The organism is Clostridium chromiireducens (genome assembly GCF_003575225.1).
In the GTDB taxonomy this organism is placed as follows: domain Bacteria; phylum Bacillota; class Clostridia; order Clostridiales; family Clostridiaceae; genus Clostridium; species Clostridium chromiireducens.
On sequence record NZ_QXDJ01000001.1, the window covers coordinates 770,141 to 788,425 of the forward strand.

General features: G+C 31.3%; 16 protein-coding genes and 1 riboswitch. Of the genes, 1 reads left to right on the forward strand and 15 read right to left on the reverse strand.

The features are described 5' to 3' along the window. Positions 1-3: 3 nt before the first annotated feature. The 13 genes from D2A34_RS03190 to D2A34_RS03250 all read right to left on the reverse strand — a co-directional run bounded on the left by D2A34_RS03190 (position 4) and on the right by D2A34_RS03250 (position 15,856). A complete protein-coding gene (locus tag D2A34_RS03190; RefSeq protein ID WP_079439348.1) occupies positions 4-1,599 on the reverse strand; it encodes a PTS transporter subunit EIIC in 1,596 nt (531 codons plus the stop codon). 190 nt (positions 1,600-1,789) lie between these two features. Beyond that, positions 1,790-2,515 carry a MurR/RpiR family transcriptional regulator gene (locus D2A34_RS03195; protein WP_079439349.1) on the reverse strand — a complete coding sequence of 242 codons (726 nt, stop codon included), beginning with the start codon at positions 2,513-2,515 and terminating at the stop codon, positions 1,790-1,792. A gap of 274 nt (positions 2,516-2,789) precedes the next feature. Then, positions 2,790-3,428 carry a thiamine phosphate synthase gene (gene thiE / locus D2A34_RS03200; protein WP_119365693.1) on the reverse strand — a complete coding sequence of 213 codons (639 nt, stop codon included), beginning with the start codon at positions 3,426-3,428 and terminating at the stop codon, positions 2,790-2,792. A gap of 20 nt (positions 3,429-3,448) precedes the next feature. After that, positions 3,449-4,282 (reverse strand): hydroxyethylthiazole kinase, encoded by an 834-nt coding sequence (gene thiM, locus D2A34_RS03205; RefSeq protein ID WP_079439351.1) that lies wholly within the window; start codon positions 4,280-4,282, stop codon positions 3,449-3,451. A gap of 476 nt (positions 4,283-4,758) precedes the next feature. Further along, entirely contained in the window at positions 4,759-6,069 is a 1,311-nt protein-coding gene (gene thiC, locus D2A34_RS03210) for a phosphomethylpyrimidine synthase ThiC (RefSeq protein ID WP_079439352.1), read from the reverse strand. Between the two features lie 120 nt (positions 6,070-6,189). Beyond that, on the reverse strand, positions 6,190-6,999 hold the full coding sequence (thiD, locus tag D2A34_RS03215; protein ID WP_119365694.1) for a bifunctional hydroxymethylpyrimidine kinase/phosphomethylpyrimidine kinase: 810 nt from the start codon (positions 6,997-6,999) through the stop codon (positions 6,190-6,192). A 53-nt stretch (positions 7,000-7,052) separates the two neighbouring features. Beyond that, positions 7,053-7,592 (reverse strand): energy coupling factor transporter S component ThiW, encoded by a 540-nt coding sequence (gene thiW / locus D2A34_RS03220; protein ID WP_119365695.1) that lies wholly within the window; start codon positions 7,590-7,592, stop codon positions 7,053-7,055. A gap of 159 nt (positions 7,593-7,751) precedes the next feature. Further along, positions 7,752-7,862, reverse strand: a riboswitch (TPP riboswitch). 310 nt (positions 7,863-8,172) lie between these two features. Beyond that, positions 8,173-8,367, reverse strand: coding sequence for a hypothetical protein (locus D2A34_RS03225; RefSeq protein ID WP_079439355.1), 195 nt, complete (start codon positions 8,365-8,367; stop codon positions 8,173-8,175). A gap of 216 nt (positions 8,368-8,583) precedes the next feature. Beyond that, positions 8,584-9,822, reverse strand: a complete 1,239-nt coding sequence (locus D2A34_RS03230; protein WP_119365696.1) for a 4Fe-4S binding protein — start codon at positions 9,820-9,822, stop codon at positions 8,584-8,586. A 336-nt stretch (positions 9,823-10,158) separates the two neighbouring features. Beyond that, positions 10,159-12,261: an FMN-binding protein gene (locus D2A34_RS03235; protein ID WP_119365697.1), complete on the reverse strand. Its 2,103-nt coding sequence runs from the start codon at positions 12,259-12,261 to the stop codon at positions 10,159-10,161. 22 nt (positions 12,262-12,283) lie between these two features. Further along, the gene (locus tag D2A34_RS03240; RefSeq protein WP_079439358.1) at positions 12,284-13,333 is read right to left on the reverse strand and encodes an FAD:protein FMN transferase; all 1,050 of its coding nucleotides are present in this window, start codon (positions 13,331-13,333) and stop codon (positions 12,284-12,286) included. A 250-nt stretch (positions 13,334-13,583) separates the two neighbouring features. Continuing rightward, positions 13,584-15,170 (reverse strand): sensor histidine kinase, encoded by a 1,587-nt coding sequence (locus tag D2A34_RS03245; protein WP_079439359.1) that lies wholly within the window; start codon positions 15,168-15,170, stop codon positions 13,584-13,586. Next, positions 15,167-15,856, reverse strand: a complete 690-nt coding sequence (locus tag D2A34_RS03250) for a response regulator transcription factor (RefSeq protein WP_079439360.1) — start codon at positions 15,854-15,856, stop codon at positions 15,167-15,169. Before D2A34_RS03250 ends, D2A34_RS03245 begins: the two co-directional genes overlap by 4 nt. 221 nt (positions 15,857-16,077) lie before the next feature. On the opposite strand from D2A34_RS03250, the gene D2A34_RS03255 reads away from it, so the two are divergent. Further along, a complete protein-coding gene (locus tag D2A34_RS03255) occupies positions 16,078-16,362 on the forward strand; it encodes a putative quinol monooxygenase (RefSeq protein WP_119365698.1) in 285 nt (94 codons plus the stop codon). A 304-nt stretch (positions 16,363-16,666) separates the two neighbouring features. Here the strand turns inward: D2A34_RS03255 and sdaAA are convergent, their stop codons facing one another. Both sdaAA and sdaAB read right to left on the reverse strand, forming a co-directional pair. Then, positions 16,667-17,548 carry an L-serine ammonia-lyase, iron-sulfur-dependent, subunit alpha gene (gene sdaAA, locus D2A34_RS03260; RefSeq protein WP_079439362.1) on the reverse strand — a complete coding sequence of 294 codons (882 nt, stop codon included), beginning with the start codon at positions 17,546-17,548 and terminating at the stop codon, positions 16,667-16,669. Positions 17,549-17,550: 2 nt separating this feature from the next. After that, positions 17,551-18,231, reverse strand: coding sequence for an L-serine ammonia-lyase, iron-sulfur-dependent subunit beta (gene sdaAB / locus D2A34_RS03265; RefSeq protein ID WP_079439363.1), 681 nt, complete (start codon positions 18,229-18,231; stop codon positions 17,551-17,553). Positions 18,232-18,285 lie beyond the last annotated feature (54 nt).

Sequence of the window (18,285 nt, forward strand, 5' to 3'; positions counted from 1 at the left end):
ATTTTATTCTACTCTGTCTAATGCTTCATCTACTATTGTTCTAATTTTATTAATTGAAAGGCCATATACAACTTGTATATTATTTCCTTTTTTCACAACACCTGCTGCACCTGTTCCTTTTAAAGCTTCTTCATCAATTAGGCTATTATCTACAACATCTACTCTAAGCCTTGAAAAACAATTTTCTACTGTTACTATATTTGCTTTTCCACCTAATGCTTTAATTATTGTTAGTGCTTTTTCATCATCGTTATTAGCTTTACTATTATTTTTATTTTCCGATTTCATATCTTGCTTAACTTTTGCTGCATTTTCATTTAAATCAATTACAGCATCTGTACCATTCTCTTCTCTTCCAGGTGTTCTTAAATTCATCTTCTCAATCATAAATTTGAACACTAGGAAAATCACAACTATTTCAACTAATCCCACTAATATATACACAGGCCAATGAGTTTTGCCTATACCCGCTGGCAAGTTTATTACTAGAAAATCTAATATTCCATTAGTTGCACATACTCTTACATTTAATAGGTATACAAACATTTGGAATAATCCATCAATCACTGAATAAACAAACCATAATAATGGTGCCGCAAAAATAAATGTAAATTCTAATGGTTCTGTAATACCTGCAATTACTGCTGTTAATGTTGATGGTATTAATTGTGCTTTTAAATTACTACGCTTTGCTTTTTTAGCAGTGAAGTAAAATGCTAAGGCAACTCCAATTACACCAAAAGTTTTAACTAATCCGTATGTTAAAAATCTTGCTGAATCAGGCATAATAGAGATTGTTGAATCATTAAGCAATGCTAGAAAAACTGGCTTTGCTCCAATTACATTTTGGCCATTTATTATCATCTGATCACCAACTGCTGAATATAGGAATGGAGACCAAATTAAATGATGTAAGCCTGTTGGAACTAAGAATCTATTTAGAAATCCATAAACAAATACTCCAGCTGCCCCTGCAGAACTCATAAATCCAGTAAGAGCTGTAATTCCAGCAGCTATTGTAGGCCAGATATATGTAGTACCAATGCTTAATATCGCTACTACTGGAATCATGATAACGAATACAAATTTACTATTACCATATGGAGCCATAGCACCACGAAACTCCTTATCTATATATTTATTATGCACTACAGCTACTAGCACTCCTAGAATCATCCCTAGAAATACTCCCATATCTGTCACATGAAATCCTAGTTGGATTGTTTGTCCTGTTCCATATAAAGCTGATGCTGTATCACCTTTAATTATTTTTCCAGATAGCTCTAACCACTTACTATTCGCACCTAAAAATAGAATATATGACATAATAGAAATGAATGCTGCTTCCGCTTTTTTCTTCTTTGACATCCCCATCGCTATTCCGACACAAAACAAAATACTCAAGTTCCCCATAATCGGTGATAACATTCCATTAAAGAATTTTCCTGTTACCCAAATTACTCCACCTTCCGTTACGAATGTTTTATTAGTAAAAACTGCTGTCAGTGCAATCAACATACCAACAATAGGTAAGAATAAGACCGGTCCAATCATAGCTTTGGCAAATTTCTGCATACTATTTAAAATCTTATCTTTCATTTAAATATTCCCCTTCACTATTTATAATTTTCTTTGGTAATTACCTGTGAGAATAGAATATCATTATTAATAGCTATTGTTAATAGTTTTAGACGTTTCAGCAACATGTTGACTCAAAAGTAAACATGTTTACCTTTACATCAAAAAAAGCTATCTCACTAGTTAACCTTGAGATAGCTTTCTACATATTTTATAAATTACTCATTACCTTGTCTAGCAAATATTCCATTACAATCATTACCCTAGCATAAAAATAGTTTGCAGTAAGATTTCTATCATCTAATTCTTTATCATCTAATATCATAAAATTTAAGGTTGCTTTCTTAGCCATATGATTCTCTGACTTGCCAGTAAATGTTATAATATCTAGTTCATTTTTTGATGCATAATCAATCACTTTTGTTATACTTTCTGTTTCTCCACTTTTAGATATTCCAATAACTAAGGCCCCTCCTATTTGATTGCTGTCATATACTCCATAGGAATTTGTTTTGATGCATTTAAATCCAAGCACTAACATCTTTCTCCAAAAGAAATCTGCAATTGAATCAGAGAATCCAGTGGCCGTTATTAAAATTATATCTTCTCTATGTTTAATTAGCATAGAAATGAAATCTTCTATTTTCTTATTCTCAATTTCCGATATAAAGCTAGTTATATCGGAGGTATGTTCTTGATTATTCTCATGATTTTTTATTATAAAGTTTAAGCGATATATCATATCCACATAACCTGTATAACCTAGCTTCTTTGATAGCTTTATTATTGTTGCTGCCGATGTATAGTTAATTGTGGCAACATCTCTTACCCCTTTAGTTAAAACAGAATCGATATTAGTCAATATGTATTGCAAGACCTGTCTCTCTGTTTCTGAGAGCTTATAATTATCAGCAATTTTATAAATATCAAACTTCATATTATACCTCCACAATTATAAAGCTATTTTAATATGCTTATTCTTGATATTTTAATTCAATTTATTACAAATAATCATGATAGAATTAATAATTATTATACCTACCTTATTATAAAAATTTTTTTAACCAAAATAAGCCTCACCTAAACATGGACTTGCATATTAATTGGTCATATAAAAATTAAATTCATTCTTTATTTTACTTACTCCATAAATTTTATATAAATATATGAGGTTGAATTGATAAATTCATTTTGATTATATCTGAAAATAACTATGCTTCTCTATAACTTATAAAAATATTCTTTAATTCTTTAGTTGCCTCAGTAATATCTTTTTGGGCTATAATTGCTGAAACTATTGCAAGACCATCGATTCCCATATTTTCAAAATCTCTAACTCTATCTTTATTTATTCCACCTATCACTACTATAGGAATGGATATGTTTTCTCTTATTTTCTTTAATTCTTCCATACTAGTTGGGTTAGCATCTTTCTTTGTTCCTGTTGCATACATAGCTCCAACCCCTATATAATCTGCCCCATCTTCTTGTGCTTTTAGCGCTTGTTCTAATGATCCTGTTGAAACTCCAATTATCTTATCTTCACCTATAATTTTTCTTACAATAGTCGCTGGCATATCACTTTGACCAACATGGACTCCTGCAGCATCTACTGCAAGTGCAATATCTAGTCTATCATTTATTATTAGTGGCACATTGTACTTATCAGTAATTTCTTTTACTCTTACAGCTGTAATATAAAAATCAAGAGATGAACAATCTTTTTCCCTTAATTGAACTAATGTACATCCTCCAAGTATAGCTTGTTCTATGGCTTCTTCTAAAGTTTCTGTACTCATTAAATCTCTATCCGTTACAAGATAAATACTATAATCTATTTTAGTTTTCATAAAAATTTCCTCCAGTTTTTTTATATTTCTGTAGCCTTAGCCATATTCTTAATTACTTCTGAAGTTAAATTACTTATAGCATCTATAATTGCTATATGAAAGCTTCCCGTTCCAATTTGCCCTGCTTTTTCAAATGCAATTTCCCCTGCTATTCCCATGGACGTAATGCCTGAAACTGCTCCAAGGAAATAATCTGACCCTGCACCACAGAATGCTCCAATTAATGAAGTTGTCATGCAGCCTGTTCCTGTAACATTTGATAGCATTTTAGTCCCGTTTTCAAGTATAGCAACTCTTTCTCCATCAGATACAATGTCTGTTGCGCCTGTAATAGCTACAGTACAATTAAGCTTATTAGATAGATTCTTTGCAACATCAATTCCTTCATCACTACCTGTTTTTACATCGCTTTCAGATGCATCTACGCCTTTAGTTGAAGATTCTAGTCCACTTATAAATTTAATTTCAGACATATTTCCACGTAACACACTTATCTTAACTTCATCCAATATTCTCTTAGTAGTTGCATTTCTAAATTCTGATGCACCTGCTCCCACTGGATCAAAAACAACTGGCATATTTAATTCATTTGCTTTTTTTCCTGATACAATCATCGATTCAATAGTTCTTTCATTTAATGTGCCAATATTTATTACAAGTGCAGATGAAATTTTAGTAATATCTGCTGCTTCCTTAATATCATCAGCCATAATTGGTGATGCTCCTATTGCAAGCAAAATATTCGCGCAATCATTAACCGTAACATAATTTGTTATATTATGTACAAGTGGTTTCTTATTCCTAACCTCATCTAGTAGATTTCCTATTTTAATTGATATTTCATTATTATTCATAAATACCTTTTAGTAAGAATTTAGCTTTTAATCATTCTTACCAAAATACCTCCTTTCAAAATAAACATCAAATTTTATCAAAACAAAACTTGTATACTTTCATCTAAAAGCTTACAACAAATTCTAGAAAAATTAAACACATTTTAATATTCACATTGTCATTCTTTGTTAATAAATAGCTCCTCTAAACTATATAAATTATGCAATACCCTTTTATATTTGATATATAACCAAACGATACTTATATGTATACCCAAACAAAGAAATTAGATACATATTAGTGAAATAGGCATATAAAAATAAGCTGCCGAATGTTCTTAATAGAAGGTTGTTCCATTTTTGCTTGTCTTAATGAATATTAGGAGCATGCATAAATGGATGCAACCTTCTATTTAGAACATTCCAGCGAAATTTTTATTAGTCCTATGCAACTAATATGTATCTAATTTCGGTTTATTGGCCGTATATCATTGATTTTATTTTTTATCAAAAAGTTCTACTTTATCACCATTTAAGATTCTATTAGTAGTTCTTACTGCGCACATTTTTCCACACATAGAACAGCTATGCATATCTTCTGGCGGTACACTTTCAAAATATTCTCTAGCTTTCTTTCCATCAATAGCAATCTTAAACATCTCTTCCCAATCAAGTTTTTGACGCGCATCTGCCATAGCATTATCTCTATCTCTTGCTCCTGGAAGTCCATTAGCTATATCTGCTGCGTGTGCTGCAATTTTTGATGCAATAATTCCCTCTCTAACATCCGATAAATCTGGAAGTCTTAAATGCTCAGCTGGTGTTACATAGCAAAGGAAATTAGCCCCATGTGTTGCAGCAATAGCTCCACCTATAGCTGAAGTAATATGGTCATATCCTGGTGCAATATCTGTGACAAGAGGTCCAAGTACATAGAAAGGTGCGCCATGGCATAATCTTTTTTCAATTTGCATATTAGCTGCTATTTCATTCATAGCCATATGTCCTGGTCCTTCTATCATAACTTGTACATCTTTCGACCAAGCTCTCTTTGTTAACAAACCTAATTCTATAAGTTCAGTAATTTGTCCAGCGTCAGTTGAATCATCCAGACATCCTGGTCTCATTGCATCTCCAAGACTTATTGTTACATCGTATTCTCTAAGGATATCAAGTAACTCATCATAATATTCGTAGAATGGGTTTTCATTGCCTGTCATTTCCATCCAAGCAAATAATAAAGACCCTCCTCTAGATACTATATTTAATCTTCTTTTATCTTCTTTAAATAATGCAACAGTTCTCTTATTAATTCCGGCGTGAATAGTAACAAAATCAACTCCAGCCTTTGCATGAGCTAAAACTACATCAAGAAAATCCTTTGCTTTTATATCTAATAGATCTTTTTCAAGATATCCAATTGCATCATACATTGGAACTGTACCTATCATAGCTGGAGAATAATCAATAAGTTTTTCTCTAAACTCTTGAGTCTTTCCGTAGTTACTTAAATCCATTATCGCTTCAGCCCCGAAGTCGATTGCCATTTTCACTTTTTCCATTTCTCTGCAATAATCAACTGAATCTCCTGAAATCCCTAAGTTTACATTTATTTTTGTTCTTAATCCATCACCAATACCTTCTGGACTAAGAGATTTATGATTAATATTTGCTGGTATAGCAACCTTACCTTCTGCAACGAGTTTCATTAACTTCTCTTCTGAAATTCTTTCTTTTTCAGCTACTATCTTCATCTCTTTAGTAACTATACCCTTTTTTGCTGCTTCCATTTGTGTTTTATAACTCATTTCTTTTCTCTCCTTAAAAAATATTATTTAATTTAAAGGTTAATCTATATATTTAAGTCTCAAGTATCTAAGTTGTCACAACTTGGATATATATTTCTTAATGAATATCTTATCTTCTTTTTACTTAATATCAATTCCCGCTTTCTTATAAAGCTCATAAAAATGATTAGTCGGACCTACACCTTTTCCAAGCTCAAATCCATGTTCAATAGCACATGTTATATACTTTTTACCACATCTAACCGCTTCTTCTACTGTCATATTTTTAGCCAAATTTGCGGCTATAGTAGATGATAAAGTACAACCTGTTCCATGGGTATGTTTAGTATCAATTCTTTCTTGCTTCAAAATTACAAAGTCTTTTCCATCAAATAATAAATCAGTTGCTTCACCTTCTAGGTGTCCCCCCTTAACCAAAACGGATTTTGGCCCTAGTTCTTTAAGTTTTAAAGCTGCTTCTTTCATCTCTTCTAAAGTTTCTATTTTTATCCCTAAAATTTCTTCTGCTTCTGGTAAATTTGGAGTGATTAATGTTGCAAGTGGAAATAATTCCTTAACCAAAGTATCCTTTGCATCTCTAGACAATAAGTTAAATCCACTTTTAGAGATCATAACAGGATCTAAAACAATTACTGGTAAATCTTTAACTTTTCTTAATGCTTTAGATATAGCTTGTATAGACTCAATTTTAGAAACCATCCCTATCTTAATTGCATCTACTCTTATATCCTCAAAAATAACATTTATTTGTGATTCAATCATCTCAGGATTTATATCTTGAATTCCAAACACACCCATTGTATTCTGTGCAGTTACAGCAGTAATTACACTCATCCCATAAACTCCGTTAGCTGAAAATGCCTTTAAATCCGCTTGAATTCCTGCTCCTCCACATGAATCTGAACCTGCAATAGTTAATGCTCTAAACATAAAATCACCCTTTCGTCTTATTCTATAGTTAAATTATTTCTGTATATTTATCTCTAAACTTTATGTGTGTTTTTTAAATCATTATCATATGTTGATACTTCATTATCTATTAGTATTTTACTTATCACCGGAACTTTTACAAAGAAATATGCTATAACAGATCCTACACTACAGCTAGATATAAATGGAGTCACATATGCAAAAAGTGCTGCCTTTTTACCTAAAAGCAGTACAGCTATAGGATAAGCCAATAATGCTCCTAATATTCCAGTTCCAATTAATTCTCCAATTACAGCTATACTTGGCTTCCTAAATTTCTTATAAAGAATACCTGCAAGCAGTGCTCCTACCATACTTCCTGGAAATGCCAACAAAGTACCAGTTCCCATAATATTTCTAATTAGTGATGCAATAAGCGCATTTAAAAGTGCATAAATTGGACCTAATGTTATTGCCCCAACTACATTTACAAAGTGTTGTATCGGAGAAATTTTAGCGCCTAAAATTGGTATTGAAAAAGTTCCAAAAATTACTGAAATACCAATTAAAACACCGCTTAATGCAATTTTTTGTGCTTTACTTTTTTCTTTCATTAAAAAACCTCCTTAAATCAATAAATTAATAAAACTTTGTGAAATAAAATTTTATTAAACCACATCTTACTGTGATTAAATGATTAACTTTGAAAGAAGTTAATTATTTTTAAGCAAAAAAAATGTATCCAAAGGGATACATTAATAAACATGTGCACAAAAAATATCAATATACTTCCCTACGTTGGTATTAACCAAATCAGGTTATAAGAGTCTAGGAAATCAATCTTTCCAATCTCAGCCAAAATATTAGCTCCCCTAGTTATTCAATTATAAAATTATCTTTCACAAGATAAAGATTATACCATTAATTGCAAATCGTCAAGTATATAATAACTTATTATTTAAAATTCGATATAGATATTTAATACAAAGCTTAGACTTATGCGATAATCCACCGAAAGTAGAAACATTTTGTTTTTAGTTTTTCTTTGGAATCATTACCATCAAAATTCCTAGAAACCAAAACACAATATGTTACTTATTTGGGTAAGTTACACATAAATCTAAATCTTAAATTTGATATCTATGATAATGTAGAAGGCAAATTCTTCATGTGAGATTTTCACTCACTTGAATATTATTTATTTTTAACTTGTACATAGTATTTACCATATCTTTTAACTGGTTTTATTACCTCAAAACCATTAACAAATTCTCCTATGACTTGATCTTTTGCAACTTCAATTAATATGGTTTTCTTCTTCTCTTTAACTCGTTTTGTTGGTACAAAAGTAGTTTTTTTAACTGCATTATTTCTGCTTTTAGTTGGCATTTTATCTCATACTCCTGCTAATATTATAATCTTGAAATTATTATATTAACTTTTTTCTCTAAATGTGTTACTCTGAACCTATAAATTTAATTCTATATAGTGTCATAAAAAAATTTCTATTTATTACTCTAATTTCTCATTATTCAATTCTAGTACTTTAAATACTAAAACAAACTACAGATTATATACAACTTAAGATAAATTAGACTATTTTAATTATTTTGCTTGAGTCAAAGCATTTGCTACGGCACTCATAATCCCTTTTGAGCTATAAGTTGCACCTGAAATTGTATCTACTGAGGTTGATTGTTTTGAAATTATGCTCTTTATTATAGTTCCTTCTACTCTTTTATAAAACTTTGGAGTATCTTGATTAGATATAGTTTTTATATTTGATATTTTTCCATCTAATACAGTAACAGAAACCTTAGTTGTTCCTCCTCTATATCCAGTTCCACTTCCTGTGTATGTACCATCTTTATATTCACTTGTAGTATTTTGAGCTGCATTTGAAATTGCAGTTGTTCCATCTTTATAAGTTTGTGAAGAACTATTTTCTAAGTTTTCACTACTTGGAATTGTATTGCTATTAACTGAAATTCCAGATTTAGTTACTGCATTTCCAGCGAAGCTAGTAAGTCCATATACACCTAAAAATGTAGCCATTGCCACTGATCCTGTTAACTTTGCATCTAAATCTCTACTAGCTACATTTACATTAGCATTATTTCTATAACATACTTCAGTACATTTTAAGCAGTTAATACAATCGCCACCCTTGACACAATCTACATTATAAAGTGGTAACCCCATCGAACAATTCATTGTGCATGCTCTACATTTACCGCAATCAGCTTTGGGCTTATTAATCTTAACTATTCCAATTTTAGAAGTAATGGAGAATATTGCACCTAAAGGACATAGGTATCTACAGAAAAATCTCTCAATAAATGCTGATCCTATTGTGATTAATATTAAAAATATCAATCCAATAAGTAAGCTTGAAAAAATAGTAGATATATCAGTTATTTGACCAAAAGCATCCCAAGGACTTGTGCTTTCTAGTATACTGCTTCCCATAGTCCATGAAATAGCTATTATAAAAACTAATACTATGTACTTAACGTACTTAAGTACATAATCAACTTTTTCATCTACTCTAAATTTTATCTTGAATACTTTTCTTGATATAAAATATATTAAATCATTATACGCACCAAATGCACATATCCATCCACAGAACCATCTCCCTAATACTATTGTCAAAAGCATAATAGCTATAAATTCCATTAAACTTGGTAATGCTGTAAAAAAGTTAAAATTGCCATTGATAATCATTTGATATACTGTTTTTACTTCACTAAATGTCATTGAATAAAGACCTGGTAACAGAATAAATGAAATCAATTGTACAACATGCCTTATGATCTGCGATCTTTTTATCTTACTTGCCATATTTCCTTCTCCTTTTCTAGCTCTATATCTTTAGCGATAATGAATTTTTATGTTAATTACCATTAATCAAATTTTTACGATTAAGTTTTAATAGAAATATTATTTTCACTTCATTATCTTCTATATTTTAATTTCTTCATTAATTGAATTATAGCAACACAACCTTAATACTCCCTTAATCCAAACTGAGAATTGACTGAGAATTAGCTATCAAAGCTACTATATCAGTGAAGATAAAAGCCAACGAAAAAGATAGTACATGTTGAATTTATCCTTGTTAAGTAATTTATATATCTACTTAACGAGGTTTAGTTCAAACTGTACTATCTCTTTTTATTATTTTGCTTGACTTAAAGCATTTCTTATTGCCTCAATTATACCGTTACTGCTATATGTTGCACCAGACACGGTGTCTACAGAAGCTGACTGCTTTGAAATCACACTGTTTGTTATTGTTCCTATAGCTCTATTATAATATCTTGAAGTATCTTCATTTGATATAGTACTTATACTTACTATCTTTCCGTTAGTTATAGCAACAGAAATTTTAGTTGTTCCTCCAAAGCCTGATCCACTACCTGCATAAGTTCCATCTTTATATTTCCCCTTACTAGTTGTTCCTCCACTAGTACTTCCACTTGAACCTGTGACTCCTTGGCTTGCTGTTGAGTTAGAAGATGTACCCTTTTGATTTACCACTGGCGGTGGTGTTGCACCTGTTTGCTCTGAAACTGGCGGTGGAGTACTTTTTGAGTTTGCCACTGGTGGTGTTGGTGGTCCGCCCTTAGACGTATTATCGCTAGAAACAGCACTACTAGCATTGCTGCCTGAATCAGGAACACCTGCTTGATTCAATGCATTTTTAACTGCATCTATAATTCCCCTTGAACTAAAAGTGGCCCCCGAAACTGTATCTACAACTGTTGATTGACTTGAAAGCATTTTATTTATTAGAACACCTGAAGCCTTTTGATAAAACTCTGGAGTGTCCCCATAAGATGAAGTTTTAATACTATTCATTTTTCCATTAGCTATAGTAACGGATATTTTAGTTGTTGCACCTTCAAATCCTGTTCCAGTTCCTATATATGTTCCATCTTTAAATTTCGAAGCGGTTACCTTAACACTATCTCCTGTATCTAAGATTTTATTTTTCGAGCTTGCTTCTGGAGCTGGAACTGAAGCTGCTGCTTGATCTTTAGTTTCATTACTATTGTTTGAAGCATCACTGTCTGAATCAGTACCAGATGCTTTTCCTAACGCGTCCTTAACTGCACTTAGGATTCCTTTAGAACTATAAGTCGCTCCTGATACTACATCAACATCTGTTGATTGCTTTGATAGTATTTCTTTTGTTATTATTCCTGATGCTCTCTCAAAATATTGACGATCATCCCCATTTGATAAAATATCGATCTTTGATATTTTTCCATCAGCTATTGTGATGGAAACTTTAGTTGTTCCTCCATTAAACCCTTGACCACTTCCAGTATATATCCCATCTTTATACTTTTGTGAATCATTAGCTAAAGTTGGATTACTTGAATATTCACTACTAGAAACTGCACTATCACTAGAAATTATCCCTGCCTTAGTTAAAGCGTCAACTCCGAAGTTTGTAAATCCATAAACACCTAACATTGCAGCCATTGCCACAGAACCAGTTAATGCAGCATTCAGATCTTGTCCTAGTATATTCGCATTAGCATTATTTCTAGGGCAAACCTCTGTACACTTTAGGCAGTTTATGCAATCTCCACCTTTAACTTTATCAACCTTATAAAGTTGTAATCCCATTGAACAATTCATTGTACACGCTCTACATTTACCACAATCAGCTTTTGGCTTATTAATTTTTGTTATTCCAACCTTAGAAATTATTGAAAATACAGCACCTAAAGGACATAAATATCTGCAGAAAAATCTTTCAATAAAAAATGCTCCTATAGTAATTAAAACTAATAATACAAGTCCAATAAGCAAATTAGAAAGAACAGTTGATATATTAGTTATTTGTCCAAATACATCCCAAGGACTTGTGCTTTCTAAAATATTACTTCCTATTGTCCATGAAATAATTATTATGAATATTAATACCACATATTTTACATATTTAAGTATAGAATCAACTTTTTCATTTACTTTAAATTTACCTTTAAATATCTTTTTTGATATAAAGTATATTAAATCATTATAAGCCCCAAAAGCACACATCCAGCCACAAAACCATCTTCCTGCTATTATGGTTAAAAACATTACTGCCACAAATTCTACTAAGCTTGGTAATGCTTGAAGGAAATTAAAGTTCCCTTTAATAATCATTTCATATACTGTTCTTAATTCACTAAAAGTCATTGCATATAAACCTGGTAATAATAAAAATAATATTAATTGAACACAATATCTTAAAACCTGGGATTTCTTTATTTTCTTAGCCATACTTATTACTCCTTCTCTTATGCTATAGTTCTTCAAAAAATTCGCTATCTGTTAATGTAAAAATACTTTCATCAATGCCTGATGTTTTATATACTTTCTTATCTTCTGTAATAAATATAGCGTCAATCCCCTCTATAGTCTCTATAATCTTCATAGCTTTATCAATGCCAATTATATAAACACCAGTTGATAAGCCATCTCCGTCAATTGAATTATCAGATATAATAGTTGCACTTATGATTTTGCTTTCAGATGGATATCCTGTTTTAGGATCAATTATATGATGAAATCTCTTTCTATCTTTCATAAAATATCTTTCATAATTACCTGAGGTAACTATTGATTTATTCTTTACACTTAATATTCCCACATATTCTCCCCTAGATTTAAATGGGCTTTGAATTCCAACCTTCCAATCTGAACCATCCTCCTTACTTCCGAGAGCAAAAATGTTTCCACCTAAATCAATTAATGCACTTTTAATATTATGCTGGTAAAAAATATCTCTTACTTCATCAGCTGCAAATCCTTTTGCTATTCCCCCAACATCTAAAGCCTGATTATTATTTTTTAGCATTATTGAATTATTTTCTTCATCAAAAATAACATCATTATAGTTTACAAGTTTTAACGTCTTCTCTATTTGCGACTTTTCCGGAATTTTTTCTTCTTTTGTACCTATGCTCCATAACGTTACTAATGGTCTTATTGTTGGATCAAAAGTACCTTCTAAAATTTCACTGTACTCTATAGCCTTTTTAACTACAAAATAAGTATCACTATTTACTTTCTCTGCCATAGTTCCTGCACTCAAATTTACTTTTGATATGTCACTACTTTCTTTAAAAGCTGACATTCTATCATCAATTTCGTTTAGCCTTTCTGTCGCTTTATCTATTGCCATTTGAGCTTTATTTCCACTTGCTCTTAAATTAATCAAAGTTCCAAGAGCATAACTACTATTAGCTACTTCATGTTTTTCATATTTACCCGTCACAAATACAAAAAATAAAATAGCTATTATTATTCCAATCATCACTATGAAAATACTTACTATACTTATAATACTCACCTACCTAAACTATATATGAATCTCCTCATTGTTGAAATTATAACAAAAGAGTCTTAATGTATCCTTAGTGCAAGCTTAGAATTTGCTGAGAATTATATAAAATTCCAGACCCAGATTTTCCTTGACAACGTCTTAATCTAGAGATGCGTTGATATTTTAATCAATAGAATAACTAAATATACTAAAAAAGATGTTGCAAAATAATATAATAAACTTATTTTGTAACATCCTTTCTAAATTTTAGACACAATCAAAAAATATTAAATATATCTGCCTTATTTTGTAATCTTAAATATATTGAAAATGTTGTCCCAACTCCAAGCTCGCTTTCTACGCTGATTTCCCCACGATTGCTATCAATTATTGATTTTACTATAGAAAGCCCTAACCCATATCCTCCTTGTTCCCTAGATCTGTGAGAATCACTTCTGAAAAATCTATCATATATTTTATCTAAATGCTCTTTAGGTATACCAGTCCCATTATCGGATATCTTTAAAACTGCGAAGGTTTTATTTTTGTAATTTTCAATATCTGTAGAAATTGTTATAACACCTTTTTCTTTATCAGTATGAATCACAGCATTTTGGGTTATGTTGAATATGACCTGTTTAATTTGATTTTTATTTATATATACATATATATCGTCCTTCAATTTTAAGTTTAAAGTTCGATCTTTAGAAAGTATCTGGAGTTGAGGGATTATTTCATTTATAATATCATTTAAATTTTCCTTGTTTATTTCAACAACTGGCTGTTGATCTAACTTTGTTAACACCAAAAGATCATTTACCAATTTTGCAAGCCTTTCGCTTTCCATCAATATACTGTTTAGAGCTAAATCTAGTTTTTCCTGATTTTTTGCTGCTCCTCTTAACAATACTTCAACAAAGCCATGAATTGAGGTTAGTGGCGTACGTAATTCATGTGATGCATCAGATACAAAACGTCTCATTTTTTCCTTTATAAACTGTTCTTTTTCAAATGATATCTCTATTCTTTCCAGCATAATATTAAAAGATTTTGATAATCTATCAATTTCTAGTTGACCATTTTCTTCAGCAAGTCTTGTATGTAGATCAGTTACACTTATTCCTTCCACAGTCTCAGTTATCTTATATAACGGCTTCAATGTTCGATTAAAAATAGTAATTCCAAGTATTGTTCCCATTATAAGAATCATGATGGAAAGACTAATGTGTACATACTCCTGTCTGTCTAAAATACTTGTAATATCCTCTATTGGTGTACTCAATTGTATTAGTCCTGAAGATGAATTCAAATCCCCAACCTTCCTAAATGCAACTAATTGCAACTTATTATTAGGATCTTTTACAACTCTGTATGTATGTTCTAAATTTCCACTTTCGTTAGAAATACTAATATAATCTTTTGGAGAAAGTACTGGTACTGGTATTTCTACTATTTTCTTGTCAAGTAAATCTTTATAATCATCGTCTTTGCTATCATCATCGCCATCATCATCATCTTCAGAAATTGAAGAATGGATAATATCTGTGTTTCTAATTTTCAAAAATGGTTCTCCACTCTTATTTATTAGCGCTATGCTCATGTGTTTATCTTCTAACCTCTTTAAAACTTCTTCTGGATTATCTTCAACTATATCTTCTATATCTTCCTCTGATAAATTCTTTAAATCTAATTCATGAAATTTTTGCTGTAAAAGTTGAAGTTTACTCCCATATAAGTATTCTCTCATGCTTATATACTGGAAAATCCCCATTACACTTAATAAAATTAATAATATAATGAGGAAACGAAATAGCAATTGCCATTTCAAACTTTTTATTTTCAGTTTATTTCTTACTTTCTTCATTGTGCCACCATTTTATACCCTACGCCACGCACCGTCCTTATAATATTATGCTCCTTATCATCTATCTTATCTCTTAAGTATCTAATATATACTTCAACAATGTTCTCTTCTCCATTAAAGTCATATCCCCATACCTTTTCAAGTATTAATGATTTACTTAAAGCCATTCCATTATTCATAATCAAAAACTTCAATAAATTATATTGTGTTGGGGGTAGTTCTAAGATTCTTCCGCAATAAGTCATTTCATGAGCCTTATCATCTATAGTAAAATTCCCAACACTTGTAATACTATTTAACTCAGGAAAACTATTCCTTATTCTTGCATTAATACGTGCTAGAAGTTCCTTAAAGCTAAAAGGCTTTGCCATATAATCATCAGCCCCAATATCTAATCCTTTTACCTTATCATCTACTTCATCTAAAGCTGTAAGCATAATGATCGATGCTTTTGTAGACCTTTTTATAATAGAACATACTTCATATCCATCCATTCCTGGTAACATGACATCTAATATAACGATATTAGGATTTACTTTATTAGCTAGTTCAATTGCATCATTTCCATTTAAGGCTGTGTACACTATGTATCCCTCTGATTCTAATCCCATTTGTATAAAATCAATTATACTTTTTTCATCGTCTACTACAAGAATAGTAATTTGCTCTCTTCCCATCAAATTCATATTAACTCCTCTTCTAAAAATATTATGGCTTATATACTGAATAAAATCGGCAATTTTATAGTTAATTATATACAAATTAAGATACCTAAACAATAATTAGTTACTTTATGACTTAATATAATGCTAATTAATCTATGGTCATTATTCCATATATTAGTTACACAAATTGTTATCAAATGATATACTAAACTATATAAAAAAATAGAAATGGGGAAATTACTATGATAAAAATAGTAGCAAAGAGTGTTATTAAAACTGAAGAAAAAGACAACTACCTTCAATTAGCGAAAGATTTAATTGATAAAAGTAGACAAGAATCTGGCTGTATCTCTTATAGCCTATTTCAAGATATAAATGATGAATCCGTAATTACCTTCATAGAAGAATGGCAAGATCAGAAAGCAATCGAGTTACATAATAGTAGTGAACATTTTAAAAGAATAGTTCCTTTATTAGGTGAATATCGTATTGGTAACGGAGAAGTAAATCTATATAAGGAAATATAGAATGCCAATCGCTATAATACACATCATAAAGGTATTGTGAAGTACTTAAAGTGATAGCAAAACAAAGAAATAGAAGACATATATGTGAAGCAGGCATTGAAAAATAAGCTGCTGGAATATCTTAATTAAAAGTTGTTCCGCTTTTGCTTGTCATGCGCTTGCCGCAGGAGCATGCAGAAGTGGTGCAACTTTTAATTTAGATATTCCCAGCGAGATTTTTCATAGTCCTGAGGAACATATATGTCTTCTATTTCGGTTGTTCTCGCTTCACATTAAGTTCTTCTCAATACCTTTAGTAAATGTATTATTTTTCTTTCCCAAAAACTTGCTCTTTCAATTTTAGGCCTTCTTTAGTTATAGCTATTCCACCTAAAGCCGTTTCTCTAAGAGATTCTGGCAAGCTCTTTCCAACTTTATACATTGCGCTCACTGTATCATCAAATGGTATTTTGGATGCTACTCCTGCCATCACCATATCCGCCATGCATAATGCTGTTATAGCTCCTTGGGCATTTCTCTTAGCACAAGGAATTTCAACAAGTCCTGCTACTGGATCACAGACAAGGCCTAGAACATTCTTTATTACTATAGCGGCTGCGTTTAAACTCATTTCCGGAGTTCCACCCATCATTTCTACTACAGCGGCTGCTCCCATGGCAGATGCTGATCCACATTCTGCTTGGCATCCACCTTCTGCACCTGCTAATGTTGCGTTTAATGCTATTATCATTCCAACTGATGTAGCTGCAAATAAACCATTTATAAGCCCATCTTCATCTAAACCAAGCTTATTGCCCGCACTTAAAATCACTGCGGGCAATATCCCGCAGGACCCTGCTGTTGGACATGCAACAATTTTTCCCATTGACGCATTAACTTCTGAGGATGAGAGCGCCATAGCCATGGCCATATTAGTTACATCTCCAGTTAGAGCGCCACCTTTTTTAATGTAGTTATGTATTTTAAAAGCGTCTCCACCAATAAGTCCGCTTACTGAATAAACTTCTTTCTCCATACCTTCATTAGCTGCTGAAATCATAACTTTTAAGTTTTTTCTCATTTTCTCAACTACTTCTTCTCTTGTTAATCCTTTTTCCTCTATCTCAAATCTCAATGCATATTCACCTAATGAAATATTATATTTATTACATATCTCTAATAATTCTTCTCCTGTTTTTGCGATCATTATTACTCCACTTCCTTTGCCGGGCTTATTGAAATCACCTTATGTACTAACTCAATATTTTCAATTTGTTTTATTACGTTATCACTTACTTTGTTATCCATCTCAAAAATCATTATAGCCTCTTCACCTCTTTGGTGTCTAAAGACTCTCATAAAAGCTACATTTATGTTTTCACAATAAAGTATACTTGTCACTTTATTAATTGCTCCTGGTGCATCTTTATGGGCTATAATCAAAGTCTCATACATTCCAGTAAAATCTACTTCATTATCATTCACTCTAGTAATTTTAATATTCCCTCCACCTATAGATGATCCCATAACCTCACAATATTTATCATTTGTAGTACGCATAATAAATTTCACTGTATTAGGGTGTACATCCCCTAAATCCATTTCTTTAAATAAGAAATTAATGTTCTTTTCTTTTGCTATATCAATTGAATATCTAAGCTTTTCATCACTTGGTTCCATTCCTAGAATACCTGCAACTAATGCCCTATCTGTTCCATGCCCTTTATATGTCTTGGCAAAAGAACCATGTAATAAAAACGTTACCTCTGCTATGTCTCCACCAGCAATACTCCTAGCTATTTTCCCAAGTCTTGCAGCTCCTGCTGTATGTGAACTTGATGGTCCTATCATTATTGGCCCTAATATATCAAAAACTCCTACGTTTTTCATTAACTTACTACTCCCTTTTCTTTTCTAGGTATATTCTATCTTTAGTTTGGGTGA

Bases quoted from the DNA above. Each gene is read 5' to 3' on its own strand.
- D2A34_RS03190 (WP_079439348.1), bottom strand. From the start codon at position 1,599: ATGAAAGATAAGATTTTAAATAGTATGCAGAAATTTGCCAAAGCTATG.
- D2A34_RS03250 (WP_079439360.1), bottom strand. From the start codon at position 15,856: ATGAATTTGATGGGAAGAGAGCAAATTACTATTCTTGTAGTAGACGAT.
- D2A34_RS03225 (WP_079439355.1), bottom strand. From the start codon at position 8,367: ATGCCAACTAAAAGCAGAAATAATGCAGTTAAAAAAACTACTTTTGTA.
- sdaAB (WP_079439363.1), bottom strand. From the start codon at position 18,231: ATGAAAAACGTAGGAGTTTTTGATATATTAGGGCCAATAATGATAGGA.
- thiE (WP_119365693.1), bottom strand. From the start codon at position 3,428: ATGAAAACTAAAATAGATTATAGTATTTATCTTGTAACGGATAGAGAT.
- D2A34_RS03230 (WP_119365696.1), bottom strand. From the start codon at position 9,822: ATGGCAAGTAAGATAAAAAGATCGCAGATCATAAGGCATGTTGTACAA.
- D2A34_RS03235 (WP_119365697.1), bottom strand. From the start codon at position 12,261: ATGGCTAAGAAAATAAAGAAATCCCAGGTTTTAAGATATTGTGTTCAA.
- thiD (WP_119365694.1), bottom strand. From the start codon at position 6,999: ATGTTTAGAGCATTAACTATTGCAGGTTCAGATTCATGTGGAGGAGCA.
- sdaAA (WP_079439362.1), bottom strand. From the start codon at position 17,548: ATGATCGCAAAAACAGGAGAAGAATTATTAGAGATATGTAATAAATAT.
- thiC (WP_079439352.1), bottom strand. From the start codon at position 6,069: ATGAGTTATAAAACACAAATGGAAGCAGCAAAAAAGGGTATAGTTACT.
- D2A34_RS03245 (WP_079439359.1), bottom strand. From the start codon at position 15,170: ATGAAGAAAGTAAGAAATAAACTGAAAATAAAAAGTTTGAAATGGCAA.
- D2A34_RS03255 (WP_119365698.1), top strand. From the start codon at position 16,078: ATGATAAAAATAGTAGCAAAGAGTGTTATTAAAACTGAAGAAAAAGAC.
- thiW (WP_119365695.1), bottom strand. From the start codon at position 7,592: ATGAAAGAAAAAAGTAAAGCACAAAAAATTGCATTAAGCGGTGTTTTA.
- D2A34_RS03195 (WP_079439349.1), bottom strand. From the start codon at position 2,515: ATGAAGTTTGATATTTATAAAATTGCTGATAATTATAAGCTCTCAGAA.
- thiM (WP_079439351.1), bottom strand. From the start codon at position 4,282: ATGAATAATAATGAAATATCAATTAAAATAGGAAATCTACTAGATGAG.